We start from the raw sequence: 16,766 nt of genomic DNA on the forward strand, positions 1-16,766 counted from the left end.
GAGAAGCTCCGCTTCGCTATCCGTGAAGGTGGCCGCACCGTCGGCGCCGGCGTCGTCGCCCAGGTCTTGGATTAATCTATTCTTCTTCGGGCGGCGGTTCGCCGCCGCCCGTTGGTCCACCGGAGGAGTGTAGCTCAATTGGCTAGAGCACCGGTCTCCAAAACCGGGGGTTGGGGGTTCGAGTCCCTCCACTCCTGCCAGTGGATCGACAAAGCGGGCGTTTTGCGTTAAAGAGCGCCCCGCTGATGGTTTAAACAGGCGGCGCGAGATCCGGAAGCGGTCTCGCGCCCCTTCAATTTGGGCCCCAATGGTGCCCTCAGAGGACGTTCACAGCCGGTTTCTGGCAGGGCGGACGTAGGCAAATGGCGAAGACGAACCCGTTCGATTTCATACAGCAGGTCCGCTCGGAAGCCGCGAAGGTGACCTGGCCGACGCGCAAGGAGACCATGATCACGACGGCCATGGTTTTCGTAATGGTCGTGCTTGCGAGCGTATTCTTCCTCGTGGTCGATCAGGCGATCGGCTGGGGAGTGCACTCGCTTATCCTTGGGCTTGGCGGTTAAGAGGTGGATGCGATGACGAAGCGTTGGTACATCGTCCACGCTTATTCGAATTTCGAAAACAAGGTTGCCCAGTCCATCAAGGATCAGGCGGCTCAACGTGGCCTCGAGGACAAGTTCGACGAGGTCATGGTGCCGACCGAGAAGGTCGTCGAAGTGCGCCGTGGCCGTAAGGTCGATACGGAGCGCAAGTTCTTCCCGGGCTACGTCCTGGTGAAGTGCGATCTGACCGACGAGGTCTATCACCTTATCAAGAATACGCCGAAGGTGACCGGCTTCCTGGGCGCCGACAAGGCCAAGCCGGTTCCGATTCCGGACCGCGAAGCCGAGCGCATCAAGGGCCAGGTGGCGGAGGGTGTCGAACATCCGAAGCCGTCCGTCAGCTTCGAGGTGGGTGAGCAGGTCCGCGTTTCCGACGGCCCGTTCGCTTCCTTCAATGGCATCGTCGAGGAAGTGGACGAGGCAAGGGCGCGCCTCAAGGTGGCCGTGTCCATCTTCGGCCGCGCGACGCCGGTCGAGCTCGAATACGCTCAGGTCGAAAAGGTTTGACCTTAGCGGCCGTTCCGTGGCCGCGAAACGGCATCCGGAACCCCATAACCGCTAACGTTTCTATCGGAAACGGAACGGTTTCGTCGCAAACCCATAGACCTCGTGTTTATGGGTTCCGGGTTCGCCCTTCAGGCGCCCCGGAATGACGGCAAGAATTCCTGACCGGTCCGCTGGTCTGGATCGGCTTCGTTGAGAAGCCTTCATCCGCGGGAGGTCTGCCCGGTTCGCCAACTGGGATTCTTCAGACTGCACCGCGACCTGCAACCACCACTCCGTTCGGTTGGCGCCGGGCGGATGGTCCATTGGAAAGCAGTCCTATGGCAAAGAAAATCTCGGGCTACGTTAAGCTCCAGGTCCCCGCCGGTGCGGCCAACCCGTCGCCCCCGATCGGTCCCGCGCTCGGTCAGCGCGGCCTGAACATCATGGAATTCTGCAAGGCCTTCAATGCGAAGACCGCGCAGATGGAGAAGGGCACCCCGATCCCGGTGATCATCACCGCGTATCAGGATCGCTCCTTCACCTTCGAGATGAAGCAGCCTCCGGTCTCGTACTTCCTCAAGAAGGCAGCGAAGATCGACAAGGGTTCGCAGACCCCCGGCAAGGGCAACAAGGTCGGCAAGGTGACCGTGGCCCAGATCCGCGAGATCGCCGAGAAGAAGATGGTCGATCTCAACTGCGACACCGTTGAATCCGCCATGTCCATGATCGAGGGCTCCGCGCGCTCGATGGGCATGGAAGTGGCGTAAGGAGGGCATCATGGCTGTTAAAGAAGGTAAGCGCATCCGCGCCGCCCGCGAGGGCATCGACGCCACCAAGCTCTACGCGATCCAGGATGCCGTGAAGCTGATCAAGGAACGCGCCAAGGCGAAGTTCGACGAGACGGTCGAAGTCTCGATGAATCTCGGCGTCGATCCCCGTCACGCCGACCAGATGGTCCGCGGCGTCTGCAATCTGCCCAACGGCTCCGGCCGTACGGTCCGCGTGGCGGTCTTCGCCCGTGGCGCCAAGGCGGATGAGGCCAAGGCCGCTGGCGCCGACGTGGTGGGCGCAGAGGACCTGTTCGAAATCGTCAACGGCGGCAAGATCGAGTTCGATCGCTGCATCGCGACCCCGGACATGATGCCGCTCGTCGGCCGTCTCGGTAAGGTGCTCGGCCCGCGCGGCATGATGCCGAACCCGAAGGTCGGCACCGTCACCATGGACGTGAAGGGCGCGGTCGAAGCTGCCAAGGGCGGCGCGGTCGAGTTCCGTGTCGAGAAGGCTGGTATCGTCCATGCCGGTATCGGCAAGGCGTCCTTCGACGAGGCCAAGCTGGTCGAGAACATCAAGGCTTTCGCCGACGCCGTCGCCAAGGCAAAGCCGACTGGGGCCAAGGGCACCTACATCCAGCGCGTCGCCGTCTCGTCGACGATGGGCCCGGGCGTCAAGGTTGATCCGTCGTCCGTTCTCAACGGCTAAGACGAATTGCAAAGATCTGATAAGGCCCGGTGCGCGAGCGCCGGGCCTTTCTTTTGTCAGCTTGACATGCGGGAGGCCCCCAGCCGATGTTTGGGCTGTTATGAGGTTGCGTAATGACGTTTCTGGCTGCCCTCGCCGAGCTGCGCGATTTCGCCGCTGACATTGGAAGCTTCGCGGCGGCGGCTGTCGCGATTTCGATGATCCTGACGGGGAGGGCGACGGTCAGAACCTTCGCGAGGCGTCGCCGGTCACCGTAAGGTTCTGCCCTAGCGGAAGGTGCGACTTGAAAACCCGCCCGCCCGCGCATACCTGAAGCAGGCGTCCTTTGGGAATCCCGATTGGGAATCCCGATGCGGCGTTAATTGCCTCTTGGCTTTTCCGGAGAAAAGCCGTAAGAGGAGCGTTCTAGATTCACGAAAATCGCCGTCCGGCAGGAGTTACTGTCTAGAGTAACGGAGCCGGCGGCAACGAATCCGCTTCGGAAACGAAGCGGTGACAGGCCGGAAGGGCAAAGGGTAACCTTTGACTTTTTCCGGCTATGTCCTGTCCGAGACTGCAGGCGCTGGCTTGTCCAGCTTAATTCGAGAGGGCCTGCATAGACGGGGAAGCCGTATTTCACGTTCGCTAACGCGGACGAAGGGTATCGGTTCGAACCATCTCACCCGGTGCGCCCGAAAAAGGCGTGATTTGGGGGACAGGGCTTGCGAGAGCGTCGTTTGAGATGCTCCAGGCGCAAGTCTGGGCGCTTCAAGCGACAGGTGCAACCGGCGGATTTATTCCGCCAACCGGAGAGAGCCCAGTGGAAAGAGCAGCAAAACGCGAGCTCGTCTCGACGCTCAACGGCGTGTTTGCGAACACGAACGTGGTCGTCGTCGCCCACTATGCTGGCCTGACCGTCGCTGACATGCAGAAGCTGCGCGCGCAGATGAAGCAGGTCGGTGCCACCGTCAAGGTCGCAAAGAACAGCCTCGCCAAAATCGCTCTCGAAGGCACGGACGTCGCGTCCATCTCGGGCCTTATGAAAGGTCCGACCCTGATCGCTTATTCGAGCGATCCGGTCGCGGCGCCCAAGGTCGCTGTCAATTTCGCCAAGGCTAACGACAAGCTCGTGATCCTTGGTGGCGCAATGGGCGCGACCGCCCTGAACGTGGACGGAGTGAAGGCGCTTGCCGTTCTGCCGTCCCTTGATGAACTGCGCGCTAAGTTGGTCGGCCTTGTCCAGGCTCCGGCTACCAAGATCGCTCAGCTCAGCACTGCGCCGGCGGCGAAGCTCGCCCGCGTTTTCGGGGCCTATGCCAAGACAGGCGAAGCGGCGTGAGGCCGTAACCCTTAACCATCAACTGTTCGAACTGAACTTAAGGACTGAAATCCATGGCCGATCTTGCCAAGCTTGTTGACGATCTCTCGTCGCTGACCGTTCTCGAGGCTGCTGAGCTCGCGAAGCTCCTCGAAGAGAAGTGGGGCGTTTCCGCCGCTGCTGCTGTCGCTGTTGCGGCTGCTCCGGCTGGTGGCGCTGCTGCGGCTGCTGAAGAGCAGACCGAATTCACGGTCATCCTCGCCTCCGCCGGCGACAAGAAGATCGAAGTTATTAAGGAAGTCCGTGCCATCACCGGCCTGGGCCTCAAGGAAGCCAAGGACCTCGTCGAAGGCGCGCCGAAGCCCGTCAAGGAAGGCGCGACCAAGGAAGAGGCCCAGAAGATCAAGGAAACCCTTGAGAAGGTCGGCGCCAAGGTCGAGCTCAAGTAATTTTGCGGCCGCAAGGCTGCAGGGTTACCCCGGCGTCAGTCGGGATATAGAACACGCGGTCCCAGGCAGTTTTGCTTGGGGCCGTTGTGTCGTCAAAGAGGTCAGGCTCCTGAAAGTCTGTCCGTCGCGGCGACATTAGGGACCGAAGCGGTCCGAGATTTTGTGGATTAGACTGGCGGCTGCAGCCGTCGGGCGGCTAATCGAGCGTCCTGGCAGGGTAGGGCCGCTCGATTAGCCGTGTATGAGGAACGAGGTCCAGATGGCCAACACACTGATCGGCCGGAAGCGCATTCGCAAGTTCTTCGGAAAAATCAAGGAAGTGGCGGAGATGCCGAACCTCATTGAGGTTCAAAAGGCGTCCTACGACCAGTTCCTGATGGTCGAAGAGCCGAAGGGTGGCCGGCCGGAAGAGGGATTGCAAGCTGTCTTCAAGTCGGTTTTCCCGATTTCGGACTTTTCTAACACCGCCTTGCTCGAGTTCGTGAAGTACACGTTCGAGCCGCCGAAATACGACGTGGACGAGTGCCGCCAGCGGGGCATGACCTTTGCTGCGCCGCTCAAGGTCACGCTGCGCCTCATCGTGTTCGATGTCGATCCCGATACCGGCGCTCGCTCCGTCAAGGACATCAAGGAGCAGGACGTCTACATGGGCGACATGCCGCTCATGACGGATAACGGCACCTTCATCGTCAACGGCACCGAGCGCGTCATCGTCTCGCAGATGCACCGTTCGCCGGGCGTGTTCTTCGATCACGACAAGGGCAAGACCCATTCTTCGGGTAAGCTGCTCTTTGCCGCACGCATCATCCCCTACCGCGGTTCATGGCTCGATATCGAATTCGACGCCAAGGACATCGTCTATGCCCGTATCGACCGGAAGCGTAAGCTGCCCGTCACGTCGCTGCTCTATGCGCTGGGCCTCGACGGGGAAGAGATTCTCAACACCTTCTACAACCATCTGATCTACTCCCGCGCCAAGGATGGCTGGACCGTTCCCTTCGATGCCGAGCGCATGAAGGGCTTCAAGGCCAGTGCGGACCTCATCGATGCCAAGACGGGCGAGGTTGTGCTCGAAGCCGGCAAGAAGCTGACCGCCCGTGCGGCCCGTCAGCTGGCCGAGAAGGGCCTCACGGACCTGCGCGCCACGGACGAGGATCTGTTCGGCCAGTACATCGCCGAGGATCTGGTCAATGCCAACACCGGCGAAATCTACGCTGAAGCTGGCGACGAGATCACCGAGAAGTTGTTGAAGGGGCTCGAAGAAGCCGGGCTTCACGAGATTCCGGTTCTCGACATCGATCACGTCAATGTCGGTCCCTACATCCGCAACACGCTCGCCGTGGACAAGGCCTCCTCGCGTGAGGATGCGCTGTTCGACATCTACCGCGTCATGCGTCCGGGCGAGCCGCCGATCCTCGAGACGGCGGAAAATATGTTCAACTCGCTGTTCTTCGATCCGGAGCGCTACGACCTCTCGGCGGTCGGTCGCGTGAAGATGAACATGCGCCTCGACCTCGACGCGGAAGACACCGTGCGCACGCTTCGCCGCGAGGACATCCTCGCCGTGGCAAAGGCGCTCGTGGACCTGCGCGACGGTAAGGGCGAAATCGACGACATCGACCACCTCGGCAACCGCCGTGTGCGTTCGGTCGGCGAGCTCATGGAGAACCAGTATCGTCTGGGTCTGCTCCGCATGGAGCGCGCGATCAAGGAGCGCATGTCGTCGGTCGATATCGACACCGTCATGCCGCAGGACCTGATCAACGCGAAGCCGGCGGCCGCCGCCGTGCGCGAATTCTTCGGCTCGTCGCAGCTCTCGCAGTTCATGGACCAGACCAACCCGCTCTCCGAGGTCACGCACAAGCGTCGTCTTTCGGCACTTGGCCCGGGCGGTCTGACCCGCGAGCGCGCAGGCTTCGAAGTGCGCGACGTGCACCTGACCCACTACGGCCGCATCTGCCCGATTGAGACGCCGGAAGGCCCGAATATCGGTCTGATCAACTCACTCGCGACCTTTGCCCGCGTGAACAAGTACGGCTTCATCGAGACGCCTTTCCGTCGCGTGCGCGACAGCAAGGTGACGAGCGAAGTCGTGTACCTCTCGGCTATGGAAGAGGCGAAGTACAACGTCGCCCAGGCCAACGCCGCCATCGACTCCAACGGCGCGCTCACCGAAGAGCTGGTCGTCTGCCGTCGCGCCGGTGAAACGACCATGGTCGCGCCCGATCGCGTCGATCTGATGGACGTGTCGCCGAAGCAGCTCGTGTCGGTTGCCGCCGCGCTCATTCCGTTCCTGGAGAACGACGACGCGAACCGCGCGCTCATGGGCTCGAACATGCAGCGTCAGGCCGTGCCGCTCGTGCAGGCGGACGCTCCGTTCGTCGGTACCGGCATGGAAGCGATCGTCGCTCGCGACTCCGGCGCCGCCATCGCGGCTCGCCGGGCGGGCATCGTCGACCAGGTCGACGCGACCCGTATCGTTATCCGCGCCACGGAAGAAACCGACCCGACCCGTCCGGGCGTCGACATCTACCGTCTGCAGAAGTTCCAGCGCTCGAACCAGTCGACCTGCATCACGCAGAAGCCGCTGATCCGCGCCGGCGACGTCGTCCGTAAGGGCGACATCATCGCCGACGGCCCGTCGACGGAGCTTGGTGAACTCGCTCTCGGCCGCAACGTGCTCGTCGCGTTCATGCCGTGGAACGGCTACAACTTCGAAGACTCGATCCTGCTCTCCGAGCGGATTGTGAAGGACGACGTCTTCACCTCGATCCACATCGAGGAATTCGAGGTGATGGCCCGCGACACGAAGCTCGGTCCTGAGGAAATCACGCGCGACATTCCGAACGTTTCGGAAGAAGCGCTGAAGAACCTCGACGAGGCTGGCATCGTCTATATCGGCGCTGAGGTTCATGCGGGCGACATCCTTGTCGGCAAGATTACGCCGAAGGGTGAAAGCCCGATGACGCCGGAAGAAAAGCTTCTGCGCGCCATCTTCGGCGAGAAGGCTTCCGACGTCCGCGATACCAGCCTGCGCGTCCCCCCGGGCGTGACCGGCACGATTGTTGAAGTCCGCGTGTTCAACCGGCACGGTGTCGACAAGGACGAGCGCGCTCAAGCTATCGAGCGCGAAGAGATCGAGCGTCTCGCGAAGGACCGCGACGACGAGCAGGCGATTCTCGACCGCAACACCTATGCCCGTCTGGCCGAAATTCTCATCGGTCAGAGCGGCGTTGCCGGCCCGAAGGGCTTCAAGAAGGACGCCAAGATCACCCGCGATCTCCTCAACGAGTATCCGCGGTCGCAATGGTGGCAGTTCGCGCTCGCCGACGATGCGCGGATGGCCGAAATCGAAGCCATCCAGAAGCAATACGACGAGTCCAAGAAGCGCCTCGAACAGCGCTTCCTCGACAAGGTCGAGAAGCTTCAGCGCGGCGACGAACTTCCGCCCGGCGTCATGAAGATGGTCAAGGTCTTCGTGGCGGTGAAGCGCAAGATCCAGCCCGGCGACAAGATGGCAGGCCGCCACGGCAACAAGGGCGTCGTCTCGCGCATCGTGCCGATCGAGGACATGCCGTTCCTTGAGGACGGGACCCATGCCGACATCGTGCTCAACCCGCTCGGCGTGCCGAGCCGCATGAACGTCGGTCAGATCCTGGAGACGCACCTTGGTTGGGCTGCTGCCGGTCTCGGCAAGCAGGTCGCCCAGGCGGTCGATCTCTACATGAAGTCCGGCAAGGCCACTGCGCTGCGCGAACAGCTGACCTCGATTTACGGCAACATGCCGGAAATCGAGCAGTCTTCGGACGAGGAACTGGTCGAGCTGGGCAACAATCTGCGCCGCGGCGTTCCGTTCGCCACGCCTGTCTTCGACGGCGCGAAGGAAGCGGACATCGAGGTGATGCTCGAAAAGGCGGGTCTCAACCCGTCCGGTCAGGTCACTCTCTATGACGGCAAGACCGGCGACGCCTTCGACCGTAAGGTCACGGTGGGCTACATCTATATGTTGAAGCTCCACCACCTCGTGGACGACAAGATCCACGCCCGCTCCATCGGCCCCTACAGCCTCGTCACCCAGCAGCCGCTGGGCGGTAAGGCCCAGTTCGGCGGCCAGCGCTTCGGCGAAATGGAGGTGTGGGCACTCGAGGCTTACGGCGCTGCGTACACCTTGCAGGAAATGCTCACCGTCAAGTCGGACGACGTGGCGGGCCGCACGAAGGTCTATGAGGCCATCGTTCGTGGCGACGACACCTTCGAGTCGGGCATTCCGGAGAGCTTCAACGTTCTCGTGAAGGAAATGCGTTCGCTCGGCCTGAACGTGGAGCTTACCAACTCCAAGAAGGCCGCCAACGAGACGGAGCAACTGCCCCCGTCCGAGGCGGCCGAATAAGGCGGCGCGAAGCCGTTCGAGTTTTACGATTGGGCCGCGGACCATTTGATCCCGCGGCCTCATGCAATTGCCGGTGAGGGTGCTTTTGAAGCGCCCTTCAGCCCAGGAGACGGCGATGAATCAAGAGGTCATGAATCTTTTCAATCAAACGGCGCAGCCGCAGAGCTTCGATCAGATCAAGATCTCGATCGCGAGCCCTGAGAAGATTCTGTCCTGGTCTTATGGCGAAATCAAAAAGCCTGAGACCATCAATTACCGCACGTTCAAGCCCGAGCGCGATGGCTTGTTCTGCGCGCGGATCTTCGGCCCGATCAAGGATTACGAGTGCTTGTGCGGTAAGTACAAGCGCATGAAGTACAAGGGCGTGATCTGCGAGAAGTGCGGCGTCGAGGTGACGCTGGCGCGCGTCCGGCGCGACCGCATGGGCCACATCGAGCTGGCCGCTCCCGTCGCGCACATCTGGTTCCTCAAGTCGCTGCCGAGCCGCATTGGTCTCTTGCTCGACATGACGCTGAAGGATCTCGAGCGCATCCTCTATTTCGAGTCCTACATCGTCGTCGATGCGGGCCTGACGCCGCTTAAGGACCGTCAGCTCCTCAGCGAGGAAGAATATATCCGCGCTCAGGACGAGTTCGGTGAGGATACCTTCACGGCCATGATCGGCGCGGAAGCGATCCGTCGCATTCTGCAGGAACTCGACCTGGAGAAGGTCGCTGCCGACACCCGCGAAGAAATCGCGACGACGACGTCGGAGCTGAAGCCGAAGAAGCTGTTGAAGCGCCTCAAGATCATCGAGGCGTTCATCCAGTCCGGCAACAAGCCCGAGTGGATGATCCTGACGGTTGTTCCGGTGATCCCGCCGGATCTTCGTCCGCTGGTTCCACTCGACGGCGGCCGCTTCGCGACCTCGGATCTGAACGACCTCTATCGCCGCGTCATCAACCGCAACAACCGCTTGAAGCGGCTGATCGAACTGCGCGCGCCGGACATCATCATCCGCAACGAGAAGCGCATGCTTCAGGAGGCGGTTGACGCCCTGTTCGACAACGGCCGCCGCGGCCGCGTCATCACGGGCGCCAACAAGCGTCCGCTGAAGTCGCTTGCCGATATGCTCAAGGGCAAGCAGGGCCGGTTCCGTCAGAACCTGCTCGGCAAGCGCGTCGACTATTCCGGCCGTTCGGTCATCGTCGTGGGTCCGGAGCTCAAGCTCCATCAGTGCGGCCTGCCGAAGAAGATGGCGCTCGAGCTCTTCAAGCCGTTCATCTACGCCAAGCTCGACGCGCGCGGCCTGTCCGCCACCGTCAAGCAGGCGAAGAAGCTCGTCGAGAAGGAGAAGCCCGAGGTTTGGGATATTCTGGACGAGGTCATCCGCGAGCATCCGGTTCTCCTGAACCGCGCGCCGACCCTGCACCGTCTCGGCATCCAGGCGTTCGAACCCACCCTGATCGAAGGCAAGGCGATCCAGCTGCACCCGCTCGTCTGCGCCGCGTTCAACGCGGACTTCGACGGCGACCAGATGGCCGTGCACGTGCCGCTCTCGCTCGAGGCGCAGCTCGAAGCCCGCGTGCTCATGATGTCGACCAACAACATCCTGCACCCGGCCAACGGTCAGCCGATCATCGTGCCGTCGCAGGACATCGTTCTGGGTCTGTATTATCTCTCGATCATGTCCGACGGCGAGCCGGGCCAAGGCAAGGCTTTCGCCGATATGGGCGAGATCGAGCATGCCTTGAACGAGAAGGTGATCACGCTCCACTCCAAAATCCGGTACCGCTGGGAAGGTCTTGGTGAGGACGGCAAGCCCGTGAGCCGCATCGTCGAGACCACTCCCGGTCGCGTGATGCTCTCGCGCCTTGTGCCTCCGCACGTGAACCTGCCTTACGAAGTCGTGAACAAGCTCATGACGAAGAAGGAGATCTCCAACATGATCGATGCCGTCTACCGGCATTGCGGTCAGAAGGAATCGGTCATCTTCTGCGATCGCATCATGAAGCTCGGCTTCTACAATGCGTTCCGCGCGGGCATTTCGTTCGGCAAGGACGACATGGTGATCCCCGAGAACAAGTGGGAGATCGTCGAGGAAACCCGCGCGCTCGCGAAGGATTACGAGCAGCAGTACCAGGACGGCCTCATCACCCAGGGTGAGAAATACAACAAGGTCGTCGACGCTTGGGCGAAGTGCTCGGATCGTCTCGCTGGCGAGATGATGAACCGCATTTCCTCGGTGAAGAAGGATGAGAGCGGCCGCGATAAGCCGGTCAATTCCATCTACATGATGTCGCACTCCGGTGCCCGTGGTTCGCCGGCGCAGATGAAGCAGCTCGCTGCCATGCGCGGCCTCATGGCCAAGCCGTCGGGCGAGATCATTGAGACGCCGATCATCTCGAACTTCAAGGAAGGCCTCGACGTTCTCGAGTACTTCAACTCGACCCACGGTGCTCGTAAGGGCCTTGCTGACACCGCGCTCAAGACCGCGAACTCGGGTTATCTGACTCGTCGTCTCGTGGACGTGGCGCAGGACGCGGTCATTCGCGAACCCGATTGCGGCACCGAGAAGGGCATCCGCATGCGGGCCATCATCGACGCTGGCCAGGTGGTCGCGACGTTGGGCTCCCGCATCCTGGGCCGTTCGACCGCCGAGGATCTGGTCAATGCCGATGGCGCGATCATCGTCGCCAAGGGCACGATGATCGAGGAGCCGCATCTCGAGGCCATCACCGCCGCGGGCATTCAGGAAGTGAAGATCCGTTCGGTTCTCGTTTGCGCGTCCAAGAACGGCGTCTGCGCCACCTGCTACGGTCGCGACCTTGCTCGGGGCACCCCGGTCAACCACGGCGAAGCGGTCGGCGTCATCGCGGCGCAGTCCATCGGCGAGCCGGGCACGCAGCTCACCATGCGTACCTTCCACATTGGTGGCGCGGCGCAGATTGCCGACTCGTCCTTCTTCGAATCGAGCTTCGAGGGCACGATCGGCTTCCGCAACAAGAACATTGCGCGGAACTCGGATGGCGATCTCGTCGTCATGGGTCGCAACGTGGCTGTTGTGATCACCGGTCCGGACGGCACCGAGCGCGCGGTTCACCGCCTGCAATACGGTTCCCGTCTGAAGGTGGACGAGGGTGATCAGATCAAGCGCGGCCAGCGCATCGCCGAGTGGGATCCCTATTCCCGTCCGATCCTCACGGAAATCGAAGGCGTGGTGGGTTACGAAGACCTCGTCGACGGCGCCTCCATGGTGGAGACGATGGACGAGTCGACCGGCATCGCGAAGCGCGTTGTGATCGATTGGCGCAGTTCGGCTCGTACCGCCGATCTGCGTCCGGCGGTCATCATCGAGGGCAAGGGCGGCAAAGTTGCCAAGCTGGCCCGCGGCAGCGACGCTCGCTACCTGCTGCCGGTGGACGCGATCCTCGCCGCCGATCCGGGCACGAAACTCAAGGCGGGTGACGTTCTCGCCCGTGTTTCGACGGAAAGCGCCAAGACTCGCGACATCACTGGCGGTCTGCCGCGCGTGGCGGAGTTGTTCGAAGCGCGTCGTCCGAAGGACGCTGCCATCATTGCGGAGAAGTCCGGCACGATTCAGTTCGGCCGCGACTACAAGAACAAGCGTCGTCTGACGCTGACGCCGCACGATGGCTCGGAGGCGGTGGAGTACTTGATCCCCAAGGGCAAGCACATCCACCTGCAGGACGGCGACGTGGTCGAGCTTGGCGACTTCATCGTCGACGGCAACCCGGCCCCGCACGACATCCTTGCGATCAAGGGCGTCGAGGAGCTCGCTGCCTACCTCGTGAACGAGATCCAGGAGGTCTATCGCCTTCAGGGCGTGCTTATCAACGACAAGCACATCGAGGTGATCGTTCGCCAGATGCTGCAGAAGGTCGAGATCACAGACGGCGGCGATTCCGAGTTGCTGTCGGGCGAGCAGATCGATCGTCTGGAGCTGGAGGAGATCAACGAGAAGCTCGTGGACGAGAAGAAGAAGCCCGCCGTTGGCGTGCCGGTTCTGCTCGGTATCACGAAGGCCTCGCTGCAGACTCGCTCCTTCATCTCGGCGGCGTCCTTCCAGGAGACCACCCGCGTCCTCACCGAGGCGGCGGTCAACGGCAAGGTCGATACCCTCGAGGGTCTCAAGGAGAACGTCATCGTCGGCAGCCTCATCCCGGCCGGCACGGGCGCGCTCAATGCCCAGATCAAGGCCGTCGCAGCCCACCGCGACGAGTTGATCCTCCAGCAGAAGCGCGCCGAGTCCCAGGCTCAGGTCAGCGAGCTGCCCCCGGCGGCGGAATAACCGGCGCCTGACGCTACAAAGCTTGATAAGGCCGCCTCCGGGCGGCCTTATTGTTTTCTCCAGCCTGATGCGCCCGCCATGCCGTCCGGTGCTCAAGGTGAGAGGTGAGGGGCCTCGAGCCTCGGCACGTCCAGGAACCCTGCGACGCATTGACCTGGGCGCGCTTCTTTCAGGGAGCGCTGTGCAGGCGCCGTCGGGACTGGATGCTTCTCCTCGCGGATACGACGCCGTTCCGTCTGGGGAGGGGAAAGCGCCCTCGTGGCAGGTAAATAGAACCTGTCGTTGCGAACGAGCGGGGCGGAAACGATGCCAGGGCGGAGACCCTTGGCGGGGGTTGGGGAAAAGAGTTGACTTTTCGCGACTCGGCGGCTAGAGAAACCGGACTTTCCGGCGGGCCGTAGGTTTTAGCCAGTCGAAGCGCCTAGCTTCGACCCAATGCGACCTAAACGCTGCCGAACTCAACCTTGACTGACAACCGTCAGATTTAGGGCACGATCGCGGTCTTAAAAAGCCGTGGTCCTCTGCAATCGCACCGCGCTAAGGGCTTTTCTAGGCCAATGGCGCGGCTTCGTTTTGTGCAGGCTCAAGGGCTCGCCAAGGCGTCGCAGTGCGGCGTGAAACCGTTGAAGACACTCAAAGGCCACCTGGCGGTGGCTGTTGAAAGAGGGCACAGGATGCCAACGATCAGTCAGCTGATCCGCAAGCCGCGGACGGCGCAAAAGAGCCGGAATAAGGTTCCCGCGCTTGAGGCCTGCCCGCAGAAGCGTGGCGTGTGCACGCGCGTCTACACGACGACCCCGAAGAAGCCGAACTCGGCGCTTCGTAAGGTCGCTAAGGTTCGTCTGACCAATGGCTTTGAAGTCATCGGTTATATCCCGGGCGAGGGCCACAACCTTCAGGAGCACTCCGTGGTGATGATCCGCGGCGGCCGTGTGAAGGACCTTCCGGGTGTTCGCTATCACATTCTCCGCGGTGTCCTCGACACGCAGGGCGTGAAGAATCGTAAGCAGCGTCGTTCGAAGTACGGCGCGAAGCGGCCGAAGTAAGCCGCCAAACTATTATTGAGGTCGGAGCCAGCTCATGTCCCGCCGCCACAGCGCCGAAAAGCGTGAGATCATCCCGGACGCCAAGTTCGGGGATATCGTCGTCACCAAGTTCATGAATTCCATCATGTACGACGGCAAGAAGTCTGCTGCCGAAGGCATCGTTTACGGTGCGTTCGAGATCATCGAGAGCCGCGCCAAGGCGAACCCGCTCGAGGTGTTCAAGCAGGCCCTCGACAACGTCGCCCCGGCGATCGAAGTCCGTTCCCGCCGCGTCGGTGGTGCGACCTATCAGGTTCCGGTCGAGGTTCGTACCGAGCGCCGTCAGGCCCTGGCGATCCGTTGGATCATCCAGGCTGCTCGCGGCCGCAACGACAAGACCATGGTCGACCGGCTTTCCGCTGAGTTGCTCGATGCGTCGAACAACCGCGGCAACGCCGTGAAGAAGCGCGAAGATACCCACCGGATGGCGGAAGCCAACCGTGCGTTCTCGCACTATCGCTGGTAACGGCAGGACCTTGAGGAGCTAAGCGATGCCACGCACGCACGCGATTAAGGACTACCGCAACTTCGGCATCATGGCGCACATCGATGCCGGTAAGACCACGACGACCGAGCGTATCCTCTACTACACCGGAAAGTCCCACAAGATCGGCGAGACCCACGAGGGTTCCGCGACGATGGACTGGATGGAGCAGGAGCAGGAGCGTGGCATCACCATCACTTCGGCAGCAACCACTTGCTTCTGGAATGATAAGCGCCTGAACATCATCGACACTCCCGGCCACGTGGACTTCACCATTGAGGTGGAGCGTTCGCTTCGCGTGCTTGACGGTGCTGTCTGCGTTCTCGACGGCAACCAGGGCGTCGAGCCCCAGACCGAGACCGTGTGGCGTCAGGCCGACAAGTATGACGTTCCGCGCGTCGTGTTCGTCAACAAGATGGACAAGATCGGCGCGAACTTCTTCAAGTGCGTGGCCGACATCATCGACCGGGTCGCCGGTAAGCCTGTTTGCCTTCAGTTGCCGATCGGCGCGGAGAGCGATTTCCAGGGCGTTATCGATCTCGTCAAGATGAAAGCGCTCATCTGGTCGGGCGAGTCGCTCGGTGCGAAGTTCGACGAAGTCGAAATTCCGGCCGATCTGAAGGATCAGGCTCTGGAATATCGCGCCAAGCTCGTTGAGGCTGCGGTCGAAATGGACGACGAGGCCATGGTGGCCTACCTCGATGGCCAAGAGCCGGATGAGGTCACCCTGCGTCGCCTGGTGCGCACCGCCGTTCAGCGTCGCGCTTTCCATCCCGTGCTTTGCGGTTCGGCGTTCAAGAACAAGGGCGTTCAGCCACTTCTCGACGCCGTCGTCGACTACCTGCCGTCGCCGGCCGATCGCGAAGCGATCAAGGGAATCGACTTCAAGACCGAGGAAGAGACCATCCGTCGGCCGATGGATGATGAAGCGTTCTCCATGCTTGCCTTCAAGATCATGGACGATCCCTTCGTCGGAACCATCACCTTCTGCCGCGTCTATTCGGGCAAGGTCGAGGCGGGTGCGAACATCCTCAACTCGACCCGCGACAAGAAAGAGCGCGTCGGTCGTATGCTTCTGATGCATGCGAACAACCGCGAAGACATCAAGGAGGCCTATGCAGGCGACATCGTCGCTCTTGCCGGTCTCAAGGAAGTCCGCACGGGTGATACGCTCTGCGATTCGATCAAGCCGGTGATCCTCGAGAAGATGGAGTTCCCCGAGCCCGTTATCGAGATCGCGATTGAGCCGAAGTCGAAGGCTGACCAGGAGAAGTTGGGCCTGGCTCTTTCGAAGCTCGCTGCTGAAGATCCGTCCTTCCGCGTGTCGACCGACCAGGAATCTGGCCAGACGATCCTGAAGGGCATGGGCGAACTTCACCTCGACATTAAGGTCGACATTCTCCGTCGTACCTACAAGGTCGATGCGAATGTGGGCGCACCTCAGGTCGCTTATCGTGAGACGATCACGAAGAAGGCCGAGATCGACTACACCCACAAGAAGCAGACGGGTGGTACGGGTCAGTTCGCTCGCGTGAAGATCGTCGTCGAGCCGAACGAGCAGGGCGCTGGCTTTGCTTTCGAGTCGAAGATCGTTGGTGGCGCGGTGCCGCGGGAATACATCCCCGGCGTTGAAAAGGGCCTTCAGTCGGTGGTGGGTGCGGGCGTCGTTGCCGGCTTCCCGGTGGTCGATCTCAAGGTCGAACTCATCGACGGCGCTTTCCACGAGGTCGATTCGTCGGCTCTGGCCTTCGAAATCGCGTCTCGTGCGGCTCTCCGTGAGGGACTGCAGAAGGGCGGCTCGGTTCTGCTGGAGCCGGTGATGAAGGTCGAGGTCGTGACGCCGGAAGATTACACCGGCTCCGTGATCGGCGATCTGAACTCCCGCCGTGGCCAGATCCAGGGCCAGGACATGCGCGGCAATGCCGTGGTCATCAATGCGATGGTCCCGCTCGCCAACATGTTCGGTTACGTGAACACCCTGCGTGGCATGAGCCAAGGCCGGGCCAACTACACCATGCAGTTCGACCACTACGAACAGGTGCCGTCGAACGTGGCTGCCGAGGTTCAGGCGAAATACGCCTGAACCGATTGAACAACGAACTGAAGATTTAAAAGAACGGGTGCCACGATGGCGAAGGAAAAGTTTGAGCGGACTAAGCCGCACTGCAACATCGGGACGATTGGTCACGTTGACCATGGTAAG

General features: G+C 61.5%; 13 protein-coding genes and 1 tRNA gene. All 14 read left to right on the forward strand.

Annotation, left to right across the window (positions count from 1 at the left end; genetic code table 11):
* Positions 1-75: EF-Tu C-terminal domain-related protein (locus I2H38_RS20460; protein ID WP_196272249.1), on the forward strand; the 75-nt coding region annotated here is incomplete at its 5' end.
* A 48-nt stretch (positions 76-123) separates the two neighbouring features.
* Positions 124-200: transfer RNA gene (locus tag I2H38_RS20465), tRNA-Trp, on the forward strand.
* Between the two features lie 162 nt (positions 201-362).
* Complete coding sequence (secE, locus tag I2H38_RS20470; protein WP_196273724.1) at positions 363-563, forward strand: preprotein translocase subunit SecE; 201 nt, start codon at positions 363-365, stop codon at positions 561-563.
* A 12-nt stretch (positions 564-575) separates the two neighbouring features.
* Positions 576-1,109: a transcription termination/antitermination protein NusG gene (gene nusG, locus I2H38_RS20475; protein WP_196273725.1), complete on the forward strand. Its 534-nt coding sequence runs from the start codon at positions 576-578 to the stop codon at positions 1,107-1,109.
* 317 nt (positions 1,110-1,426) lie between these two features.
* The gene (gene rplK / locus I2H38_RS20480) at positions 1,427-1,855 is read left to right on the forward strand and encodes a 50S ribosomal protein L11 (RefSeq protein ID WP_196273726.1); all 429 of its coding nucleotides are present in this window, start codon (positions 1,427-1,429) and stop codon (positions 1,853-1,855) included.
* Positions 1,856-1,865: 10 nt separating this feature from the next.
* A complete protein-coding gene (gene rplA / locus I2H38_RS20485) occupies positions 1,866-2,567 on the forward strand; it encodes a 50S ribosomal protein L1 (RefSeq protein WP_196273727.1) in 702 nt (233 codons plus the stop codon).
* A 113-nt stretch (positions 2,568-2,680) separates the two neighbouring features.
* Positions 2,681-2,824: a hypothetical protein gene (locus tag I2H38_RS20490; RefSeq protein WP_196273728.1), complete on the forward strand. Its 144-nt coding sequence runs from the start codon at positions 2,681-2,683 to the stop codon at positions 2,822-2,824.
* A gap of 542 nt (positions 2,825-3,366) precedes the next feature.
* Positions 3,367-3,885 (forward strand): 50S ribosomal protein L10, encoded by a 519-nt coding sequence (gene rplJ, locus I2H38_RS20495; protein WP_196273729.1) that lies wholly within the window; start codon positions 3,367-3,369, stop codon positions 3,883-3,885.
* Positions 3,886-3,938: 53 nt separating this feature from the next.
* On the forward strand, positions 3,939-4,313 hold the full coding sequence (gene rplL / locus I2H38_RS20500; RefSeq protein WP_196273730.1) for a 50S ribosomal protein L7/L12: 375 nt from the start codon (positions 3,939-3,941) through the stop codon (positions 4,311-4,313).
* 259 nt (positions 4,314-4,572) lie between these two features.
* On the forward strand, positions 4,573-8,703 hold the full coding sequence (gene rpoB / locus I2H38_RS20505) for a DNA-directed RNA polymerase subunit beta (RefSeq protein ID WP_196273731.1): 4,131 nt from the start codon (positions 4,573-4,575) through the stop codon (positions 8,701-8,703).
* 115 nt (positions 8,704-8,818) lie between these two features.
* A complete protein-coding gene (gene rpoC / locus I2H38_RS20510; RefSeq protein WP_196273732.1) occupies positions 8,819-12,994 on the forward strand; it encodes a DNA-directed RNA polymerase subunit beta' in 4,176 nt (1,391 codons plus the stop codon).
* A gap of 674 nt (positions 12,995-13,668) precedes the next feature.
* The gene (gene rpsL / locus I2H38_RS20515; protein WP_009764294.1) at positions 13,669-14,040 is read left to right on the forward strand and encodes a 30S ribosomal protein S12; all 372 of its coding nucleotides are present in this window, start codon (positions 13,669-13,671) and stop codon (positions 14,038-14,040) included.
* Positions 14,041-14,074: 34 nt separating this feature from the next.
* Positions 14,075-14,545, forward strand: a complete 471-nt coding sequence (gene rpsG, locus I2H38_RS20520) for a 30S ribosomal protein S7 (RefSeq protein ID WP_196273733.1) — start codon at positions 14,075-14,077, stop codon at positions 14,543-14,545.
* 25 nt (positions 14,546-14,570) lie between these two features.
* Positions 14,571-16,646, forward strand: coding sequence for an elongation factor G (gene fusA / locus I2H38_RS20525; protein WP_196273734.1), 2,076 nt, complete (start codon positions 14,571-14,573; stop codon positions 16,644-16,646).
* Positions 16,647-16,766 lie beyond the last annotated feature (120 nt).

Origin of the sequence: Microvirga alba (assembly GCF_015694465.1) — a bacterium.
Taxonomy (GTDB): domain Bacteria; phylum Pseudomonadota; class Alphaproteobacteria; order Rhizobiales; family Beijerinckiaceae; genus Microvirga; species Microvirga alba.